Origin of the sequence: Pedobacter sp. MC2016-24 (assembly GCF_015223055.1) — a bacterium.
GTDB lineage: Bacteria > Bacteroidota > Bacteroidia > Sphingobacteriales > Sphingobacteriaceae > Pedobacter.
The window spans coordinates 444,004-461,388 of the sequence record NZ_JADFBX010000002.1; the positions used below are offsets into that span (position 1 = coordinate 444,004).

The following is a 17,385-nucleotide window of genomic DNA, read 5'->3' on the forward strand; positions in this document are numbered from 1 at the left end:
AAATCAGTTGTAAGGCCTCAGAATTGACAAAGCTAAACGGTAACTTTGAATTGAATTATGTGGTTAAAAAACATTACACTTCTTAATTTTAAGAATTACGCAGATGCAAGTATCAGTTTCTCAAAGACGGTAAATGCTTTTGTAGGGGATAATGGGGCCGGTAAAACCAATTTGCTGGATGCCATCCATTACCTGTGCTTGTGTAAAGGCTATTTTAATCCGATTGACAGCCAGCAAATTAAAACCGGCGAGGATTTGTTTCTGATCCAGGGTGATTTTGACCGCAAGGAAAAAAATGAAAAGATCACCTGTGGGGTAAAAAGGAATCAGAAAAAACAGTTTAAGCGCAATAAAAAGGAGTACGATAAACTGGCCAATCACATCGGTTTGTTTCCTTTGGTTATGATTTCTCCTTATGATACCAATATCATTATGGAGGGAAGTGAAGAACGCCGTCGCTTTATGGACAATGTAATTTCGCAGACCGATACGCATTACCTGGACGAGCTGATTTTATACAACCGCCATCTGCTCAACAGAAATGCATTATTGAAGCAAATTGCGCTGACCCGAAGTTATGATCCGACCTTACTGGAAATTTACAATGAACAACTGGTGCAATCCGGTGATAAAATCTTTGCCAAAAGGAAACAGTTTATGGAGGACTTTATTCCGCTGTTTGATCATTATTACCAGTTTTTAACGGAAGATAAAGAGCAGGTTAGTTTACAATATCAAAGCCAGCTAAGTGATACGCCATTTGAAAAATTGCTGCAGCAGTCTATAGAAAAAGATAAAGTGCTGGAAAGGACAACCACAGGTATTCATAAAGATGAACTGGTATTTACCATCACGGAAATGCCTTTAAAGAAGTTTGGATCGCAGGGACAGCAAAAATCCTTTTTAATTGCACTGAAATTGGCACAATATGCTTATCTTCAGAAGTATAAAGGCTTTAAGCCCTTGCTGCTGCTAGATGATATTTTTGATAAACTAGATGACCGGCGCTTGCATAAACTGATGCAAATGGTGTCTCATCATGATTTTGGACAGATCTTTATTACGGATACGGGCAGGGAGCGGGTGCAAGCTGTATTTCACAAAATAGAAGTACCAATTACCCTATTTGAGGTAAATAACGGGGCAATACAACATGCGTAAACCAAATGACATCACCTTAAAAGAAGGTATCGGGAAATTACTTAATGTATATAAGCTGAAAGGCAAGTTTGATGAAACTTCGGTTGTCGCCTTGTGGCCTGACCTGATGGGAAAGGCGATCGCGAACAGAACTACACAGATTTACGTCTCACAAAAAAAATTATTTGTACGTATTGAATCTTCTGTGATTAAAAATGAGCTTTTAATGGTCAAAACCGGCATCATTCAAAAAATTAATGAACGTGCCGGTTCTGAAGTGATTTTGGAAATTATTTTCTTGTAGCCTGGATTTAACCACCGAATATCTTGCTGATGATCCAGATGACCAGTGCGAGCACCAATACAACTACTATAATCCCGGTCCACAGACCCGCTTTGAAAATGCCTTGAACCAATTCGCAACTCATTAAAGTTGTGGACAGGAAGGCAATGATTGCCAATGGTAAATATCTTTTAGTCATCATAGGTTATGTTTTTTTTAACAACAAATAACCCACACAATGGTTTTAGGGATATCTATTTTCCGTTTACTTTCAGCAATTCGATATCAAAGATCAGGGTACTGTATGGTGGAATATCTTGTCCGGCACCACGTTCTCCATAAGCCATTTGGTATGGAATAAAGAATTTATATTTTGAACCAGGGGTCATCAATTGTACGCCTTCAGTCCAGCCTTTAATCACGCCGTTTAGCGGTAAGGATAATGGCTCATTACGATCGTAAGAACTATCGAATTTTTTACCATCTAATAAAGTTCCGGTATAGTGAACCAGTACAGTGTCAGTAGCGGTTGGTTTAACACCCTGGCCTTCTTTAACCACAATATATTGTAGGCCGCTTGGCGTAACTTTAACACCAGCTTGCTTTTTGTTCTGCTCTAAAAACGTTTTACCCGCAGCAATATTCCCGGAGAATTTTTGCTTGCTGGCATTTTCTATGATTTTCATAATGGCAGCCTGGGATTTATCTGAGCTTAAAGCCAGGGGTTTTCCTTCAAAAGTATCTTTAAGGCCTTTAATTAACAGATCGTAATTCAAATGGGTTACTCCATTTCCTTTTAAATTGCCACCCATGCTGGTTCCAAAAGCATAACTTGCTGAATCCAGTGCTGATTTTAAGGTTGCAGCCGGGCCGGCCTTAACTGGCGCTTTACGAGTAACCGTTGTTTTTTTTGTGGTTGTAGTGGTAGTTTTCTTGGTTTGAGCCAGTGCAGAGAAGGCACACAGCGGAAGCATGAGCGTAATGATAACTTTCTTCATTGAGTTTTATTTGTTTTGGCGAAAGGTACAAACTTTTACAAAAAAAAATAAGCACCTTTTGGGTGCTTATTTTTTGCTCAGTCATCATGAACCTTAGCTTTATAGCTAACAATAAATTCTAGAACCTCTCGTCAGCACTGAAAAAGAAGTCGCCTTCAATCTGTGCATTCTCATCAGAGTCAGATCCGTGAACTGCATTTGCATCAATAGATTTTGCATATTTCTGACGGATAGTTCCTTCAGCAGCTTCAGCAGGATTGGTTGCGCCAATTAATTTTCTGAAATCTTCGATTGCATTGTCTTTTTCAAGGATCGCAGCTACGATTGGTCCTGAAGACATGAATTCAACCAGGTCTTTATAGAAAGGGCGTGCAGCATGAACTTCGTAAAATTTACCAGCAGTCTCCGCAGTTAATTTAGTGTATTTTAGGGCAATGATCTTAAAGCCAGCAGCAGTGATGTCATTGATTATTGCACCAATATGGCCATTTGCTACCGCATCAGGCTTAATCATTGTAAAAGTTCTGTTTGTAGTCATCTTTTTGTTTATTTTTTTGCAAAATTACATTTTATACCGTTAATATTATAGTCAAGTTCAACATCCATTTTGAATTCACCTTAAGCGGTAAAATATAATAGGTGTCAATTGTCATTAAATTATTAGCTTTGCAGCGAATATGCTATCTATTTCAGAACTAAAGTCTTTGCTGGCGACGCCACAAAAAATCGTAATTACAACGCACCATAAACCAGATGGGGATGCGATGGGCTCTTCTTTGGGTTTATATGCTTACCTGATTCAGAAAGGGCACCATGTAAAAGTCATTACCCCAACAGATTATCCTTACTTTTTGCATTGGATGCCTAACAATTCCGATGTGTTGATCTATACAGATGATAAGGAGCAGTCTGCAAAACTGGTAGACGAAGCTGCTATTATTTTTTGCCTGGATTTCAATACGCTCAGCCGTATCAATGAACTTGGTGAATTGGTAAGAGCTTCAGGTTCAGTAAAAGTGATGATTGATCACCATTTGGATCCGGAAGATTTTGACGATTACCGCCATTGGAGTATCAATGCCTGCGCTGCAGCGCAATTGGTGTATGATTTTATTGTGAATGAGTTAGAAGATGGTAGTTTCCTGAATAAAGATATTGCCACTTGTCTGTATACCGGAATTATGACAGATTCGGGTTCATTCAGATTTGAATCTGCCAATTCAACGGTATATCGAATTGCGGCAGATTTAATTGATCTGGGTGCAGAGCACTGGAGAATACATCAATTGGTGTATGACAATGCGACGGAAAACCGTTTGCGTTTTCTGGGCCATTGCCTGAGTAATAAATTGGAGATCTTAAGAGAATTCAATACCGCAATTATTCCGGTAACTAAGGAAGAACTGAATTTCTATAACATCGTAACCGGAGATACAGAGGGAATTGTGAATTACGCCCTGTCTGTAAATGGGATCAAACTGGCTGCATTTATTATTGAAAGAACTGATAAAGTTAAATTATCTTTGCGCTCGACTGGGGATTTTCCCGCTAATGAGATTTGTAAGAAATATTTTAATGGTGGTGGGCATCGCAATGCTGCCGGAGGATATTCTGATAAAAACTTAGCAGATACTGTAGCAGAATTTAAAGGTCTGCTTGGCGATTATAAAAACCAGTTACTACAATAAAAGCTGCGGCTTTATAGCAAATAACTAAAAGGTAAAATAAATATAAAACGAACAAAAAATAATTTAAAAAACCACATGAAGAAAGGTATAGTGATTCTTTTCGCAGCTACACTTGGGCTAGCTGCTTGTAACAACTACAAAAAAGGTCCGGGAGGCCTGTCTTACATCATCCATAAGGATGGCGGGAAAGCTAAAATTAAAGAAGGTGATATCGTTAAATTGAACTATATCCAGAAAAGTGAGAAAGATTCGGTGATGTTAAATACCTGGGACAACGATCAACCAGCTGTTTTTCCTGTTGCTAAAAAAATGTATGCAGGTGACATGAATGACGTGTTGACTTTATTCGGAGAAGGTGATAGTGCTACATTCAAATTGGATTTAGATACGATGGCTAAACACTCTGGTCAGCCAAAACCTGCTGGTAGCAAAGATAAATACATTGTATTTACAGTTAAAATTGAAAAAGTATTGTCTAAAAAAGCTGGTGAAGCAGATTCTACTTTCCAAAAAGGTGCTAGAGATTTCTTTGAAAAAGATTACAAAGCAAGCATGGAAATAAAGAAAAATGCTGAAGCTGGTAAAATCAAAAAATATATTGCTGATAATAACCTGAAAACTACAACTACCGCTTCTGGTTTACAATATGTAATCAGCAAGCCGGGTGATGCTGTAAAACCAGCTATCGGTGATACCATGATGGTTATTTATACTGGTAAATTGACTACTAAAAAATCTGACGGTAAAGACAACATCTTCGATACAAGTGATGAGAAAATTGCTAAAGCATCAGGTAAATACAATGCAATGGCACAATATGGCCCCCGTGCAATTACTTTAGGAAGAGCAATTCCTGGATTTGACGAAGGTTTGCAATTGATTGGTAAAGGTGGTAAAATTACCTTAATTATTCCTTCAGTTTTAGCTTATGGCGAAGGTGGTATGCCTCAGGGTGGTATCAGTCCTTTCTCTCCATTGGTATTTGAAGTTGAATTGGCAGACATTAAAAAACCTAGTGCTGCTCCGGTAGCTGCACCAGGAGCAGTAGCAGTTCCAACTGCTCCGGCTCAACCTACAAAGAAATAAGTACAAGCCCTCAATAGGGATTATAAATTTTAGAAAAGCCTTGTCCATATCATTTGGGCAAGGCTTTTCTATTATTAAACTTTTCTTAGTACACGCTTCCGTTGGTTTTTATTAACTTCGGCAATGCGTTTAACTGACACACATACTCATCTGTATTACGAAACAGACGAGGAAAAACTGAACCAACTGATGCAGCGATGCTTCGATAATAACATTGACCGACTGTTTTTGCCGAATGTTGACCTTGCTTCTATCGCTAAAATTGATGCATTGGTAAAAAAATATCCCAACAATTGTTTTGCTATGGCCGGCTTACACCCTTGTGATGTAAAGGAAAATTACGAGCTTGTTCTGGATGAAATCTGCGAAAGCATGGTGGATCGTGATATCTATGCCATTGGCGAAATTGGAATTGACCTGCATTGGGATAAAACCACATTAGAAATTCAAAAGGCTGCTTTTCAGGAGCAGATCAAATGGGCAAAAGATATGGACTTACCCATTGTGATCCATTGCCGGGAAGCTTTTGATGAGATTTTTGAGATTCTGGAAAAAGAAAAAGAGGAAAGCTTAAGAGGAATATTGCATTGTTTTACAGGAAATGTAGCCCAGGCACAACAGGCAATCGATTTAGGCTTTTACCTGGGCATTGGGGGGGTAGTTACTTATAAAAAATCAGGATTGGATGAGGTGCTTAAGTCTGTGCCTTTAGACAAGCTGGTGTTGGAAACCGACTCCCCATATCTGGCTCCAGTACCCTATCGGGGTAAACCTAATGAAAGTAGTTATCTGGTTCATGTAGCCGATAAACTAGCCGAAATCTACCAAACCAGTGTAGAAGAAATCGCTGCAGTTACCACCGCAAACTCCATCAGCATTTTTAAAATCTAAACAATGACCAAAATACTCATCATATATACAGGGGGCACCATCGGTATGGTTAATGATACCAATACCGGCGCATTAATCCCTTTCAATTTCAATCAGATACAACAAAATGTACCAGAACTGGCACGTTTGAATTACGATCTGGAGGTACATTCCTTTGATCCCATCCTGGATTCGTCCAATATGCATCCGGAAATCTGGGCCGAGATGGCCCAGCTTATTTATAACAAGTATGATGAGTTTGATGGCTTTGTCATCTTGCATGGCTCAGATACCATGGCCTTTACGGCTTCGGCTTTAAGTTTTATGCTTCAGGATTTGAGTAAACCGGTAGTATTGACGGGTTCTCAATTACCAATAGGGGAGATTAGAACCGATGCCAAGGAAAACCTGATTACTGCACTTGAAATCGCAGCTACTAAAAATAACGGATTGGCAAAGATCCCGGAGGTATGTATCTATTTTGATTCACAATTGTTCCGTGGAAACCGCTCGATTAAATACAATTCTGAAAAGTTTGAAGCGTTCAGGTCTCCAAATTATCCAATATTGGCCGAGGCCGGGGTACACCTCACCTTCTTTAATAATTACATCTTACCACAACCCAGAAAACCATTAAAGGTACTTTTAAACTTCAATTCTAACATTGGTGTTTTAAAAATGTATCCCGGAATTTCAGCCCAGGCAGTTAAAGCAATTACCCACTCGCCGGTTGATGCCATTGTTTTAGAGACATTTGGCTCGGGAAATACAACCACTGCCGATTGGTTTATCAATTGTCTGCAGGAAGCTATAGATAGCGGGAAGATTATTGTGGACATTTCTCAATGTCAGCGTGGTTCTGTAGAGCTTGGTAAATATGAAACCAGTAAAAAGTTGCAACAAATGGGCGTAATCAGTGGATATGACATGACTTTTGAAGCCACCATTACCAAGCTGATGTATTTAATGGGGCAGGGCCTGACTAAAGAAGAGGTAATCGAGTTGATGGAGCAGTCTTTACGCGGAGAATTAACTGCATAAGGTAAAACTTAGGTAATAGTTTTTTGTACAGCAATTATAATCTTAATTTTGTTTTTCAGAAACATGGGAATGAAGATACAGCAAATTTATACGGGATGTTTGGCAGAAGCCGCTTATTATATAGAAAGTAACGGCGAAGCTGCCATTATTGACCCGCTGCGTGAGGTGGAGTCGTATATCAAAAGCGCGGCTAAAGACAATGCTAAAATCAAATATATCTTTGAAACGCATTTTCATGCGGATTTTGTTTCAGGGCATGTCGACCTGGCTGAAAAATCAGGTGCAGAAATTGTATACGGGCCTACAGCTAAGACCACATTCAAATCGCACATTGCCAGTGATGGGGAAGAATTTAAAATAGGGGATCTGACCATTGTGGCTTTACATACTCCAGGGCATACGCCGGAATCTACAACGTATTTATTGCGTGACGAGGCTGGTAAACCGCATTGTATATTTAGTGGCGATACTTTGTTTATAGGTGATGTTGGAAGGCCGGATCTGGCTCAGAAAGGAGACCTGACTATGGAAGACATGGCGGCCACGTTATACGACTCTTTACATAGTAAGATCCTGACACTACCGGATGAAGTCCTGGTTTATCCTGCGCATGGGGCGGGCTCAGCCTGTGGTAAAAACATGAGTAAAGAGACTTTTGATACTTTAGGACATCAGAAAGCTGTAAATTATGCTCTGAAAGCCTCAACGAAAGCACAATTTGTAAAAGAAGTAACGGATGGTATTTTACCTCCTCCTCAGTATTTTGCTAAGAATGCGGCCATGAACAAAAATGGTTACGAGCGTCTGGATGATGTGTATGAAAAGGGACTGAAACCTTTAAATCCGGATGAGTTCGAAGCTATGGCCAACTTAACTGGCGCGTTGATTATCGATACCAGGGATCCGCAGACGTTTACTAAAGGTTTTATTCCTTCGGCAGTAAATATTGGTTTGAATGGACAGTTTGCGCCATGGGTAGGTGCTTTAATTACTGATCTGAAACAGCCTTTATTATTGGTTGCAGAAGCAGATAAGGCCGAAGAGGCCATTACCAGGCTGGCGCGTGTAGGTTACGACAATACCATTGGCTACCTGTCTGGCGGATTTGCGGCATGGGAACAAGCCGGTAAAGACATCGATACAATACAATCCATATCTGCACAGGAATTTGAGCTGCTTGCCCAGGCTAATCCAGATGCACAAGTGCTTGATGTGAGAAAGCCTGGTGAATATGAATCAGAACACCTTGAAATGACCTTGACCCGCCCACTTGATTATATCAATGACTGGACGAATGAAATAGACCATAAAGAAACTTATTATATTCACTGTGCCGGTGGCTATCGCTCTATGATTGCTGCTTCTATCCTTAAAGCCAGGGGTATCGAAAATGTAATTGATATTGCAGGTGGATATGGTGCAATTAAGACAACAGGTTTAAAACGTACCGATTTTGCCTGTCCTTCCAAGGCAATGAAAGCTTAAAAAGAAACTGAATGCCAGGGATAAATCAAATCAAACTACCGATAGCCGCCGATATCGAAATCTTCGAAAAGAAATTTAAAGCTGCCATGCGCAGCGATGCTAAAATATTAGACCGCATTACACACTATATCGTAAAAGGAAAAGGTAAGCAGATCCGTCCGATATTTGTTTTTTTTGCAGCCAAGCTTTGTGGAGGAATTGTCGAATCTACGCATCGCGGTGCCACCCTGGTGGAACTGTTGCATACCGCTACACTGGTACACGACGATGTGGTGGACAATGCTTATGAGCGGCGGGGTTTTTTTTCCATCAATGCGCTTTGGAAGAATAAAATAGCCGTATTGGTTGGTGATTACTTGCTGGCTAAAGGATTATTGTTATCGGTACACAATTCTGAGTTTCGTTTGTTACAGATCGTTTCTGAGGCGGTAAAACAGATGAGCGAAGGTGAGTTGCTTCAAATCGAAAAAGTGCGGCGTATGGACATCAGTGAAGAATTGTATTTTGATGTCATTAGACAGAAAACAGCTTCCCTGATTGCTTCTTGCTGTGCTTGTGGTGCCGCTTCTGCCGGAGCTGATGAAGAGACCGTAGAAAAGATGCGCTTGTTTGGTGAGAAGGTAGGGATTGCCTTCCAGATCAAAGATGATACCTTTGATTTTGGAACAGATGACGTGGGTAAGCCGCTTGGAATTGACATCAAGGAAAAGAAAGTGACTTTGCCATTGATTTATGCATTGAACCGTGCAGACAAGGCGGAGAAAAAACGCATCATCAACCTGGTCAAAAACCACCAGGATGAACCTGAAAAAATACAGGAGATCATCGATTTTGTAAATGCAAAACAAGGTGTGCATTATGCCAATGAAAAAATGATCCAGTACCAGGATGAAGCATTTGCCATTTTGCATAGCTTTGAACCGGGAGAAGCGCGTACAGGCTTGGAGCAATTGGTTCGGTACACCACGGAGCGCAAAAAATAATTGGTGCTCAAAGCATCCGAGATATGATTTTTTCCAAGTCCTTTTTGATCGCTGTATTTACATTGACGAGGTAAAAAGGAGAGCCTCCTTTTGCTGCGGTCCAGCGCCAGCTTAAAGGATTAATGGTTTTGAGTTTGCCATTGTCAAACCACCAGGCAGCATAAAGCTTGTCTTTGCCTTTTTCAAGCGTTCCGGTATAGATTTCTATGCCCTTTACCATTCTTTTCTCTATGAACTTGAATTCATATCCGCTACCTGTCCAGCAAATCATAGGATTGTGCTCAGGTGCGTAACAAGGTGTGGGTTTGTAATATATGATGGCCTCTGGGTTTTCAAATTTGATGACATCGTTAGCCATGATGTTTTTCTGATATCCGCTGAGCTGAAGGGTATTTAATTTGGGATTTTCATAGAATGTTGTTTTCCTTGGTTTCGTAATCAATATGACCAGCATACCGACAAGTATAAGCAGTAATGATAGATTTTTAAAAGAGTAGCGTGTTGCCGGTTCTGAAATGAGGATTTCAACCCGAGGCCTGCCAAAACATTGAATCATTTTCTTACTCAAATAAAAGAGCGGCAGGATAACATATGCCAACATGCTCCATATCCCTGCAAACTCGTGTAGGGTCGTCCCTGGCATAATTTTGAAAATAACGATCAACAGGATTCTGGAATAATTGGAGCAGATATTCAGAATCAGGACAATCAACAGGAAAAAGGTTGTTGGAAAGAAACCGATTTGTTTGTTTTCCTTTTTTTGCTGCATGCTGATGATGAAAATCCCCAATAGTAAGGAAACATGGAGCATGTTTAATCCTGCACAGGCCTGATCGATGTAAAACTCATACTGGTCGATATAAATGATGTTACCTGCCGACCGGCATTGCATTCCGGCAAAGGCCATGGTTTGCGCAACGAGCTTGCTTAACCACAGCCTGAGCGGAAAGCCGAGCGTGTCACTAAAGAACTTAAAGAGGGGAGAAATGATGATCAGTACAAAGAGGGTATTGATATTTATTTTTCCTTTAAAGTTTTCGAATAGCAACAATGCGGTAAATAGAACAGCGAAATAGATCACAGAACGTACAGGCATCATCAGACCAAATGCGATGAAAAACAGGGCAGGAATGAGGTAACGTTTAGCATATACCCCCTTCTGTATCTGAAATGAAAAAGGGAGTATGGCCAAACCAAGGTAGATTATCAAACTGCCCATTTGCTACGTAGCTTTTTGAAATGGACAGATTGGCAATAAACATAAATCATGATGCTTGTACAAAGTATGATCAATACCCATTCATGGGGTTCCGGAGCCGCTCCGGAAGATTGTATGCTGGCATTTTTTAAACTGTTCTTACTCTCGTCGATATCGAAACGCTCATAATCTTTTTTTGTCTCTAATACGATGAGGCTGGATACCGGTGAGACGATAAAAGCCTGATCGGCATTTTTGAGTAGGTCGGGATTGGTGTAATCTTTTTGGAAGTAAGTCGCACTGATGTTTCTCAGTATTTTGTGGTAAGCAAATAACCGGAGTAAATGGTCGGGTGCCTGATCACTGGTGGTATCTGCACTTTCCTGGATCATTAGCCTTGAACTTTTAATGCTGATCGCATTATCAAGCTCCTGTTGCTCAGGGAAGCGGTTTTGCTGAACCTGTTGGTTGAACTGAGCAATCGTTCCGGTAGTATAACGAAGGAGGTTGAACTGTTTTAAGGTTTGTAAATAAGGATTTAGGTTTTGCCCGATATTATATACATGGATCGGTATTGCTTTGGACAGGAAACTTTTGCTGGATGTATAAAACTTACTTTGGTCCAGATCGCTCAAATTTGGGCTCTGGCTGTTGCATTTGGTAATTACCACGCTTTTTTCTACATCAGGAATGGTATATAAAGGAAATAGACTGAAGTTCAATTGGCTTAGTTTATCAAAAGTACTCCAGATGTTCTTCTCATTCAATTCCAGTAATTGCTGGTCAAAAGCATAGACACGATGTGATTTGATATTCGCCCATAAATTGGTTAATTCGGCTTTAGTCCAGGTATTGTTGATGTCCAGATAAATGTAATCTGGTTTGAAAAATGTATTAATATCGGCCGATTCTTTGATTTTATAGCTTTTACCGGCAAATGAAAAGCCAGCTTTTGCCAGAGGGACTGAATTCATAGAAAGCTGCCAGTCGTTTTGGTAAGTCCGGTTATCTGTATAGGTTAGACCAATTCCCGAAAGGTCGGTGTCGATAGATTTCGGAACAGACGAAAAGCTGAGTCTGACCTTTTCATCGGCACGATTGGGGCTTGGTCCTTTGAAACTGGAATTCTGATAAATTAAGCGGCCGTTTTCTAAAAGCATCGGACTGGTGATGCCAATTTTGAATTTTCGATCTTCTTCGATTGCACAAGGAAACACGCGAACGGTAACCTGGTTGCCCTCCTGCCAATGAACCACAGAAGGGTCCCGGTTTTCTACACCGACAATCTGATGGTAGGCCGAATCGGCTTTTCCTTTGGTGGTTAAACGAGCATGCTCTTCAACCCCATTGATCCATAACGAGAGGGAACTGACTACGGAACCTTCTGGCAATTGGAACGTATAAATGGCTTCCTGGCTTCCCCGCCAGGTATTGCGATTGGTATTCTTAATGCTCAGGGTTTTTTCTGTGTAAGCCATTCTGTATTCAGGATAGAGCTTAGCTTCAGTAATTACCCTGGAGGTGATCAGATCGTCACCAGACCATAACCTTTCTTCGGCCAGATGTCTGGAATCAAATACTGTTTTGAGGATCTGAATGCGATTTTCGTCAGATAAGTCTATCTTTCCTACCAGTAGAGAAGCAATCATGACCATGGGATCATGTTTGCGCGCTTCGCCAAAAGAGTTCCTACCAAAGTCGCCCCAAAACCAATTGCTGGATTTGTCCGGTATGGTATAAACCAATCCCGCCTTTAAGAACTTTTCAGTTATACTGGTATGGGGCAACGCTTGAGCGATGTTTGCCCAATCTGGCAGGATGTTATTTCCAGATGTGTTTTGCTCTTGTACGGTGACTACTTTACCTTGTATATTGATCCACTGCAGCAGAAATCCACACAAGATAAACAAAGGAAGTACTATACCCGCTCCAAAGGCGTATTTCAGACCTGGGGTAATGCGATGGAAGCGGTAAGCATAAACCAGGATGACTATACATAAGAAAAAGGGAATAAATACATGTACAGAAAGGCCCAGAAATATGGCTGCTAAGGCACCAATAATATATAAAGGAAGTAAATACATCGCGTAATAGCCAAACAGGACTAAAGCAGTGCCCATGAAAAAGGACAACACATACTTTACGCGTATGCTTAGCTCTTTTTGGAATAGAGCCAGTAATACTGTTGCCGCGGCTAAGCAAATATAGGTACTTACCCATGAGGCCGAATTGTCAAATACAGACATTTCCTTATTAAATGCAAATGCACTGATCAGCCAAAAAATCAGTAGAATCACCGTGTGATCAAGCTTTGCCCTGCTGATTTTCCAGCCATATTGGCCGAGCGCCCGTAACAGTACCGCAAAGGTGAAAACGGTAGTAATACAATAACAAATGAAAAAGGAGGTTAGCTCTGTTTCACTATTTGGAATTAGAAAGGCGCCTATGCTGAATATGGCAAGGGATAGGAGGATGAAGATCATTCCGCTTAAGCGGAATGAATCTTCGAGTAGAATGGAGCGGAACTTTTTCATGATGTTAAGCCGTAACCGGTTGATTTTTATTCCAGTTGATTTTTACAGAGAAATACATCAGGCAAGCTACAGTGATAAACAAACCAATACTGCCAAACAGCAGCGCAAGGTCCTGAAGTTGTATGATTATGTAAATGAATAAGTAAAAAATGCTGAGGATCAAGGCAAAGATCACCGCCGCTTTTTTATTTTTGAGAAAAGCAGAAATGAAAGTGCTGACCAATATAATGGTCGCGAGGGAAGCAATGACATAAGCCAGCATAAATCCAACCTGTTCTGTAAAGGAGAGCAACAGGCTGTAATAAATGATCATTGCCGCTCCGATGAGCACATACTGCAGGAGGTTCACTTTAACTTTGTTCAGCAACTCGATAAAAAACAGGGCAATAAAGCTCAATAAAATGATGAGAATGGAATATTTCGCAGAGCGCATGGTTTTTTGATACTGATCAACCGGTAGTAAAAATTTAATTCCAAAAGTGGCTTTAGCTTTGTTCTGCTCGTTGATATTGCTGTTTTTTCCAATCCATTGCTGAGGAAAAGGTCTGTTGAAATTTGACATCTTCCAACTGCTTGTAAATTCGTTCTTGCCGATGTTGCGTTTTTCTGGCAGATAGTTGCCGTCAAAGCTGGGATTGTTCCAATTGCCTTTGACATTAACCTGGGTGTTTTTACCTAAATGCATGAAATTGAGCGCTCCGCTTCCACGTAAATTGATATCGTAATTGAAGCCGATGGTTGTTTTTTTCGTGCTGCTTAAATTGGTTTGTATGGCGAGGCTATTGCTAAATATATTTTCGGCTGCGAAATCGGGTTCTGCTTCATAATTAAGGCCTTCGATTTTAATCACCGGGTTATTCACCAATCCTTTGAAATCGCTTACACCGGCAACGATTTTTACTTTATCCCAAAGCACAAAGGCAGGGTCAATGCCCGACTTTTTAAGTTCTAGTTCGCTGAATTTTCCTTGTATTTTGATATTGGTATTGTAAACCACGGCATCAAAAATACCCCGGTGCAGAATTTCGGGATTGACCTGACTATTGATGGTTAAATCTTCCGGAAGGATGTAAACCGTTTGAATTTTGCTTTTGTCGTAAGGACTCTGATAGGATACCTGCATGACCGGACTTTCGATGACCTGGCTACCCGACCATTTTTCTGCGATCTCGGTGGTGGCCTCATCCTGCCTGTATTGCCTTTCAGTAATTAGGGTTTGAATCCAGGAAGAGGGTATGAGCAGGAGTAGCGTCAATATCCCAATTAGTAATAACTTGAAACCAATTGATTCTTGTAGCTGACTGATAAAAGATTTTTGCGGAGGTACTTGATTTGTTTCCATTTTCTTGTTTTTAAAAGTACTTTGTAATTCAAAGTGGATGGGTAAAAAAAATTACGGTTTTTGTTGTTTAATTAAATTTTCCAGGGCTTCCAGGTGTTTCCTGAATGCCGCCCTGCCTTTTTCTGACGCAGCATAGCTGGTATTGGGCTTTCGTCCTAAAAAGGATTTGTAAATGTGAATGTATTCTTCTTTTTCGAGTGCTTTAAGGTGGGAAGCCAGATTGCCATCAGTTACACCAAGCAACTCTTTCAAAGAATTGAAATCATAGTTTTCATTGGCCACAAGGATACTCATGACCTGCAATCGGATCCTGTTCTCAAAAGCCTTATCGAAATGTTCTAGTGCTGATTTCACCTGTCGTATTTAAAATGCATAATAGAACCGTAAATGATGTGGAGTACGCCAAAACCGAGCGACCAGAACACGATGCCGTAGCCCGGCATTAAGGTAGCCAATAGCCCCAGTATAATTTCAAGTAAGCCTAGCCACTTCACATCCTCAAAAGTGTAATGGCTAGCGGCAACCAGCGCAAGGCCGTAAAATAATAAGCTTGCTGGGGCAATCACTCCATAATAACCCCTTAACAATAAGATCAGAATGAATAATCCACCAGTAAAAAGAGGAATAGACATGTTGATCAATAACTTTTTACTACTTGGATTCCATACATTTTGCCCTTTTTTATTGGCTTTTTTTAACGTAAGCAGGATTCCTGTAGTCAATGAAAGGAAAAGAACGGCCAGTGCAATGAAAAACAATTGCCAGATGATCTCTTTTTCGGTAACATAATAGTTCCGGTATTGTAAACCTCCATAAGGACCATACACAATATAGTAACCCAAACCGGCACCAATGAGTGCGTAAACTCCAGCCAATATGCCAGACAATCCGCTTAAGGATATGAATTTGGCAGACCGCTCCATCAGGTTTCTGATAGAATTGAGTTCGGTATAAATTTCTTTCTCTTCCATAAAAGTACTTTGTATTTCAAAGTAAGGTAATAAAATTCATTCCTGCAAGGTTTTATGCAATTCATTGAAAAATAAATTTGACGATTTAAGTGTTTATATTGTCTGTAATAAAGAAAGACAGCTTAAATCATGGTTTTTAATCGGGATGCGTTTGTAGAACAGTTGGCAACACAGCAAGGCTGGGATGTTGTTATTATTGGAGGTGGGGCCACCGGGTTGGGTACTGCAGTTGATGCAGCCAGCAGAGGCTATAAAACCTTATTACTGGAGCAAAGCGATTTTGCCAAAGGAACATCCAGCAGAAGTACCAAATTGGTTCATGGCGGTGTCCGTTATCTTGCTCAGGGTGATATAGGCCTCGTCTATGAGGCTTTACACGAGCGTGGCCTGTTGCTTAAAAATGCAGCTCATTTGGTCAAGGATCAGGAGTTTATCATTCCTGTGTATTCGTGGTTTTCTAAATATAAATATTTGATTGGATTGAAGTTTTACGATTTGCTGGCAGGTAAAAGTGGCTTTACCAAATCCTCACTTTTGTCTGCAAATGAAGTCATGCGTGCTATCCCTGGTCTAAAACCACATGGTTTAATGGGAGGAATTAGCTATAGCGATGGGCAATTTGACGATGCAAGGTTGGCTTTAAACCTGGCGCAGACTGCCGTGGCATATGGCGCTGTGGTATTGAACTACACTCAGGTTACAGGTTTAACGAAAATAGGTAAAGACATTAGCGGTGTTTCCTGCATTGATCTGGAGAGCGGCCAATCTTATCATGTGAATGCTAAAGTAGTGATCAATGCGACCGGTGTGTTTGTAGATGAAATTTTAAAAATGGATGTACCGGACGGCCGGGAAATTGTAAGGCCTAGTCAGGGTACCCATGTGGTATTAGATGCGGTTTTTTTAAATGGCAACAGTGCGCTGATGATTCCTAAGACTTCGGACGGACGCGTGCTATTTGCGGTCCCATGGCATGGCCGGGTATTGGTTGGGACAACCGACACACCTTTACACGAGCATCGTATGGAACCAAAACCTCTGGATCAGGAAATAGATTTTATCCTGAACACAGCAAGTCATTACTTGACTAAAAAACCTGGGCGCGCGGATGTTTTAGCTGTTTTTGCTGGTTTACGTCCTTTGGCGGCTCCAACAAAAGATACCAGCAGCACTAAAGAAATTTCGCGTAGCCATAAATTGATGGTTAGTAATTCTGGATTGATTACCATTACCGGGGGCAAGTGGACAACTTACCGACGGATGGCTATGGATGTAGTGGATAAAGCGATTGAACTTGGGAAGCTCGTCAAGAAAGCATGCATTACCCAGGATATCCGAATTCATGGGTATACAGCCGTGATGCAGACCGGTAATTTAGCTTTGTATGGGGCTGATGCTGCAGGGATTCTGCTTTTAATCGAAAAGCGACCAGAATTGAATAAATTGTTGCACCCCGATTATGAATATGTGCAGGCAGAAGTCATTTGGATGGTCCAACAGGAAATGGCCAGGACAATAGAAGATGTATTGTCCCGCAGAATGCGATTGTTATTCTTAGATGCGAAGGCTGCTTTGATGCTTGCTCCGGCAGTAGCCAGGCTGATGGCTACTGCGTTGGGTAAAGATGAAGCCTGGATAAATGACCAAATAAATGGATTTATCACCCTGGCCAGGCAGTATCTGTTATACAGCCCTGAGGCCTGGGCGAGGCTCATCAAACAGGTAAAAGAAATAGGCTAACTTAATAAGCACTTAATATAGCCTTA

At 40.8% G+C, this 17,385-nt stretch carries 17 protein-coding genes; 9 read left to right on the plus strand and 8 right to left on the minus strand.

Going from position 1 to position 17,385, the window contains the following annotated elements:
• Positions 1 to 57 precede the first annotated feature (57 nt).
• Both IM797_RS07500 and IM797_RS07505 read left to right on the plus strand, forming a co-directional pair.
• Positions 58 to 1,161 (plus strand): DNA replication/repair protein RecF, encoded by a 1,104-nt coding sequence (locus IM797_RS07500; RefSeq protein WP_194126488.1) that lies wholly within the window; start codon positions 58 to 60, stop codon positions 1,159 to 1,161.
• Positions 1,154 to 1,444: a DUF721 domain-containing protein gene (locus IM797_RS07505; RefSeq protein WP_194126489.1), complete on the plus strand. Its 291-nt coding sequence runs from the start codon at positions 1,154 to 1,156 to the stop codon at positions 1,442 to 1,444. Before IM797_RS07500 ends, IM797_RS07505 begins: the two co-directional genes overlap by 8 nt.
• Before the next feature lie 7 nt (positions 1,445 to 1,451).
• Here IM797_RS07505 and IM797_RS07510 read toward each other — a convergent pair whose 3' ends face one another.
• The 3 genes from IM797_RS07510 to IM797_RS07520 form a co-directional block, all read right to left on the minus strand.
• Entirely contained in the window at positions 1,452 to 1,625 is a 174-nt protein-coding gene (locus tag IM797_RS07510) for a hypothetical protein (RefSeq protein ID WP_194126490.1), read from the minus strand.
• A 52-nt stretch (positions 1,626 to 1,677) separates the two neighbouring features.
• A complete protein-coding gene (locus IM797_RS07515) occupies positions 1,678 to 2,421 on the minus strand; it encodes an FKBP-type peptidyl-prolyl cis-trans isomerase (protein WP_194126491.1) in 744 nt (247 codons plus the stop codon).
• A gap of 118 nt (positions 2,422 to 2,539) precedes the next feature.
• Complete coding sequence (locus IM797_RS07520) at positions 2,540 to 2,959, minus strand: nucleoside-diphosphate kinase (protein ID WP_194126492.1); 420 nt, start codon at positions 2,957 to 2,959, stop codon at positions 2,540 to 2,542.
• Between the two features lie 139 nt (positions 2,960 to 3,098).
• Between IM797_RS07520 and IM797_RS07525 the strand changes: the two genes are divergently transcribed.
• The 6 genes from IM797_RS07525 (at position 3,099) to IM797_RS07550 (ending at position 9,574) form a co-directional block, all read left to right on the plus strand.
• Positions 3,099 to 4,109: a bifunctional oligoribonuclease/PAP phosphatase NrnA gene (locus tag IM797_RS07525; RefSeq protein WP_194126493.1), complete on the plus strand. Its 1,011-nt coding sequence runs from the start codon at positions 3,099 to 3,101 to the stop codon at positions 4,107 to 4,109.
• 75 nt (positions 4,110 to 4,184) lie between these two features.
• Complete coding sequence (locus tag IM797_RS07530; protein ID WP_194126494.1) at positions 4,185 to 5,195, plus strand: FKBP-type peptidyl-prolyl cis-trans isomerase; 1,011 nt, start codon at positions 4,185 to 4,187, stop codon at positions 5,193 to 5,195.
• Positions 5,196 to 5,318: 123 nt separating this feature from the next.
• A complete protein-coding gene (locus IM797_RS07535; RefSeq protein WP_194126495.1) occupies positions 5,319 to 6,086 on the plus strand; it encodes a TatD family hydrolase in 768 nt (255 codons plus the stop codon).
• 3 nt (positions 6,087 to 6,089) lie between these two features.
• On the plus strand, positions 6,090 to 7,106 hold the full coding sequence (locus IM797_RS07540; protein ID WP_194126496.1) for an asparaginase: 1,017 nt from the start codon (positions 6,090 to 6,092) through the stop codon (positions 7,104 to 7,106).
• A 69-nt stretch (positions 7,107 to 7,175) separates the two neighbouring features.
• Positions 7,176 to 8,591 (plus strand): rhodanese-like domain-containing protein, encoded by a 1,416-nt coding sequence (locus IM797_RS07545; RefSeq protein WP_194126497.1) that lies wholly within the window; start codon positions 7,176 to 7,178, stop codon positions 8,589 to 8,591.
• Between the two features lie 11 nt (positions 8,592 to 8,602).
• Positions 8,603 to 9,574, plus strand: coding sequence for a polyprenyl synthetase family protein (locus tag IM797_RS07550; protein ID WP_194126498.1), 972 nt, complete (start codon positions 8,603 to 8,605; stop codon positions 9,572 to 9,574).
• Positions 9,575 to 9,581: 7 nt separating this feature from the next.
• Here IM797_RS07550 and xrtN read toward each other — a convergent pair whose 3' ends face one another.
• From xrtN to IM797_RS07575, 5 genes are read right to left on the minus strand one after another with little or no spacing between them, the layout of a single operon-like run.
• Entirely contained in the window at positions 9,582 to 10,793 is a 1,212-nt protein-coding gene (gene xrtN, locus IM797_RS07555) for an exosortase N (protein ID WP_194126499.1), read from the minus strand.
• Positions 10,781 to 13,306: an XrtN system VIT domain-containing protein gene (locus IM797_RS07560; RefSeq protein WP_194126500.1), complete on the minus strand. Its 2,526-nt coding sequence runs from the start codon at positions 13,304 to 13,306 to the stop codon at positions 10,781 to 10,783. The genes xrtN and IM797_RS07560 overlap by 13 nt, the downstream gene beginning before the upstream one ends.
• A gap of 4 nt (positions 13,307 to 13,310) precedes the next feature.
• Complete coding sequence (creD, locus tag IM797_RS07565; RefSeq protein WP_194126501.1) at positions 13,311 to 14,648, minus strand: cell envelope integrity protein CreD; 1,338 nt, start codon at positions 14,646 to 14,648, stop codon at positions 13,311 to 13,313.
• A gap of 51 nt (positions 14,649 to 14,699) precedes the next feature.
• Complete coding sequence (locus IM797_RS07570; RefSeq protein WP_194126502.1) at positions 14,700 to 15,002, minus strand: transcriptional regulator; 303 nt, start codon at positions 15,000 to 15,002, stop codon at positions 14,700 to 14,702.
• Entirely contained in the window at positions 14,999 to 15,619 is a 621-nt protein-coding gene (locus IM797_RS07575) for a hypothetical protein (protein WP_194126503.1), read from the minus strand. The genes IM797_RS07570 and IM797_RS07575 overlap by 4 nt, the downstream gene beginning before the upstream one ends.
• A gap of 129 nt (positions 15,620 to 15,748) precedes the next feature.
• Here IM797_RS07575 and IM797_RS07580 point away from each other — a divergent pair, with 129 nt between their 5' ends.
• Positions 15,749 to 17,359 (plus strand): glycerol-3-phosphate dehydrogenase/oxidase, encoded by a 1,611-nt coding sequence (locus tag IM797_RS07580; protein ID WP_194126504.1) that lies wholly within the window; start codon positions 15,749 to 15,751, stop codon positions 17,357 to 17,359.
• Positions 17,360 to 17,385 lie beyond the last annotated feature (26 nt).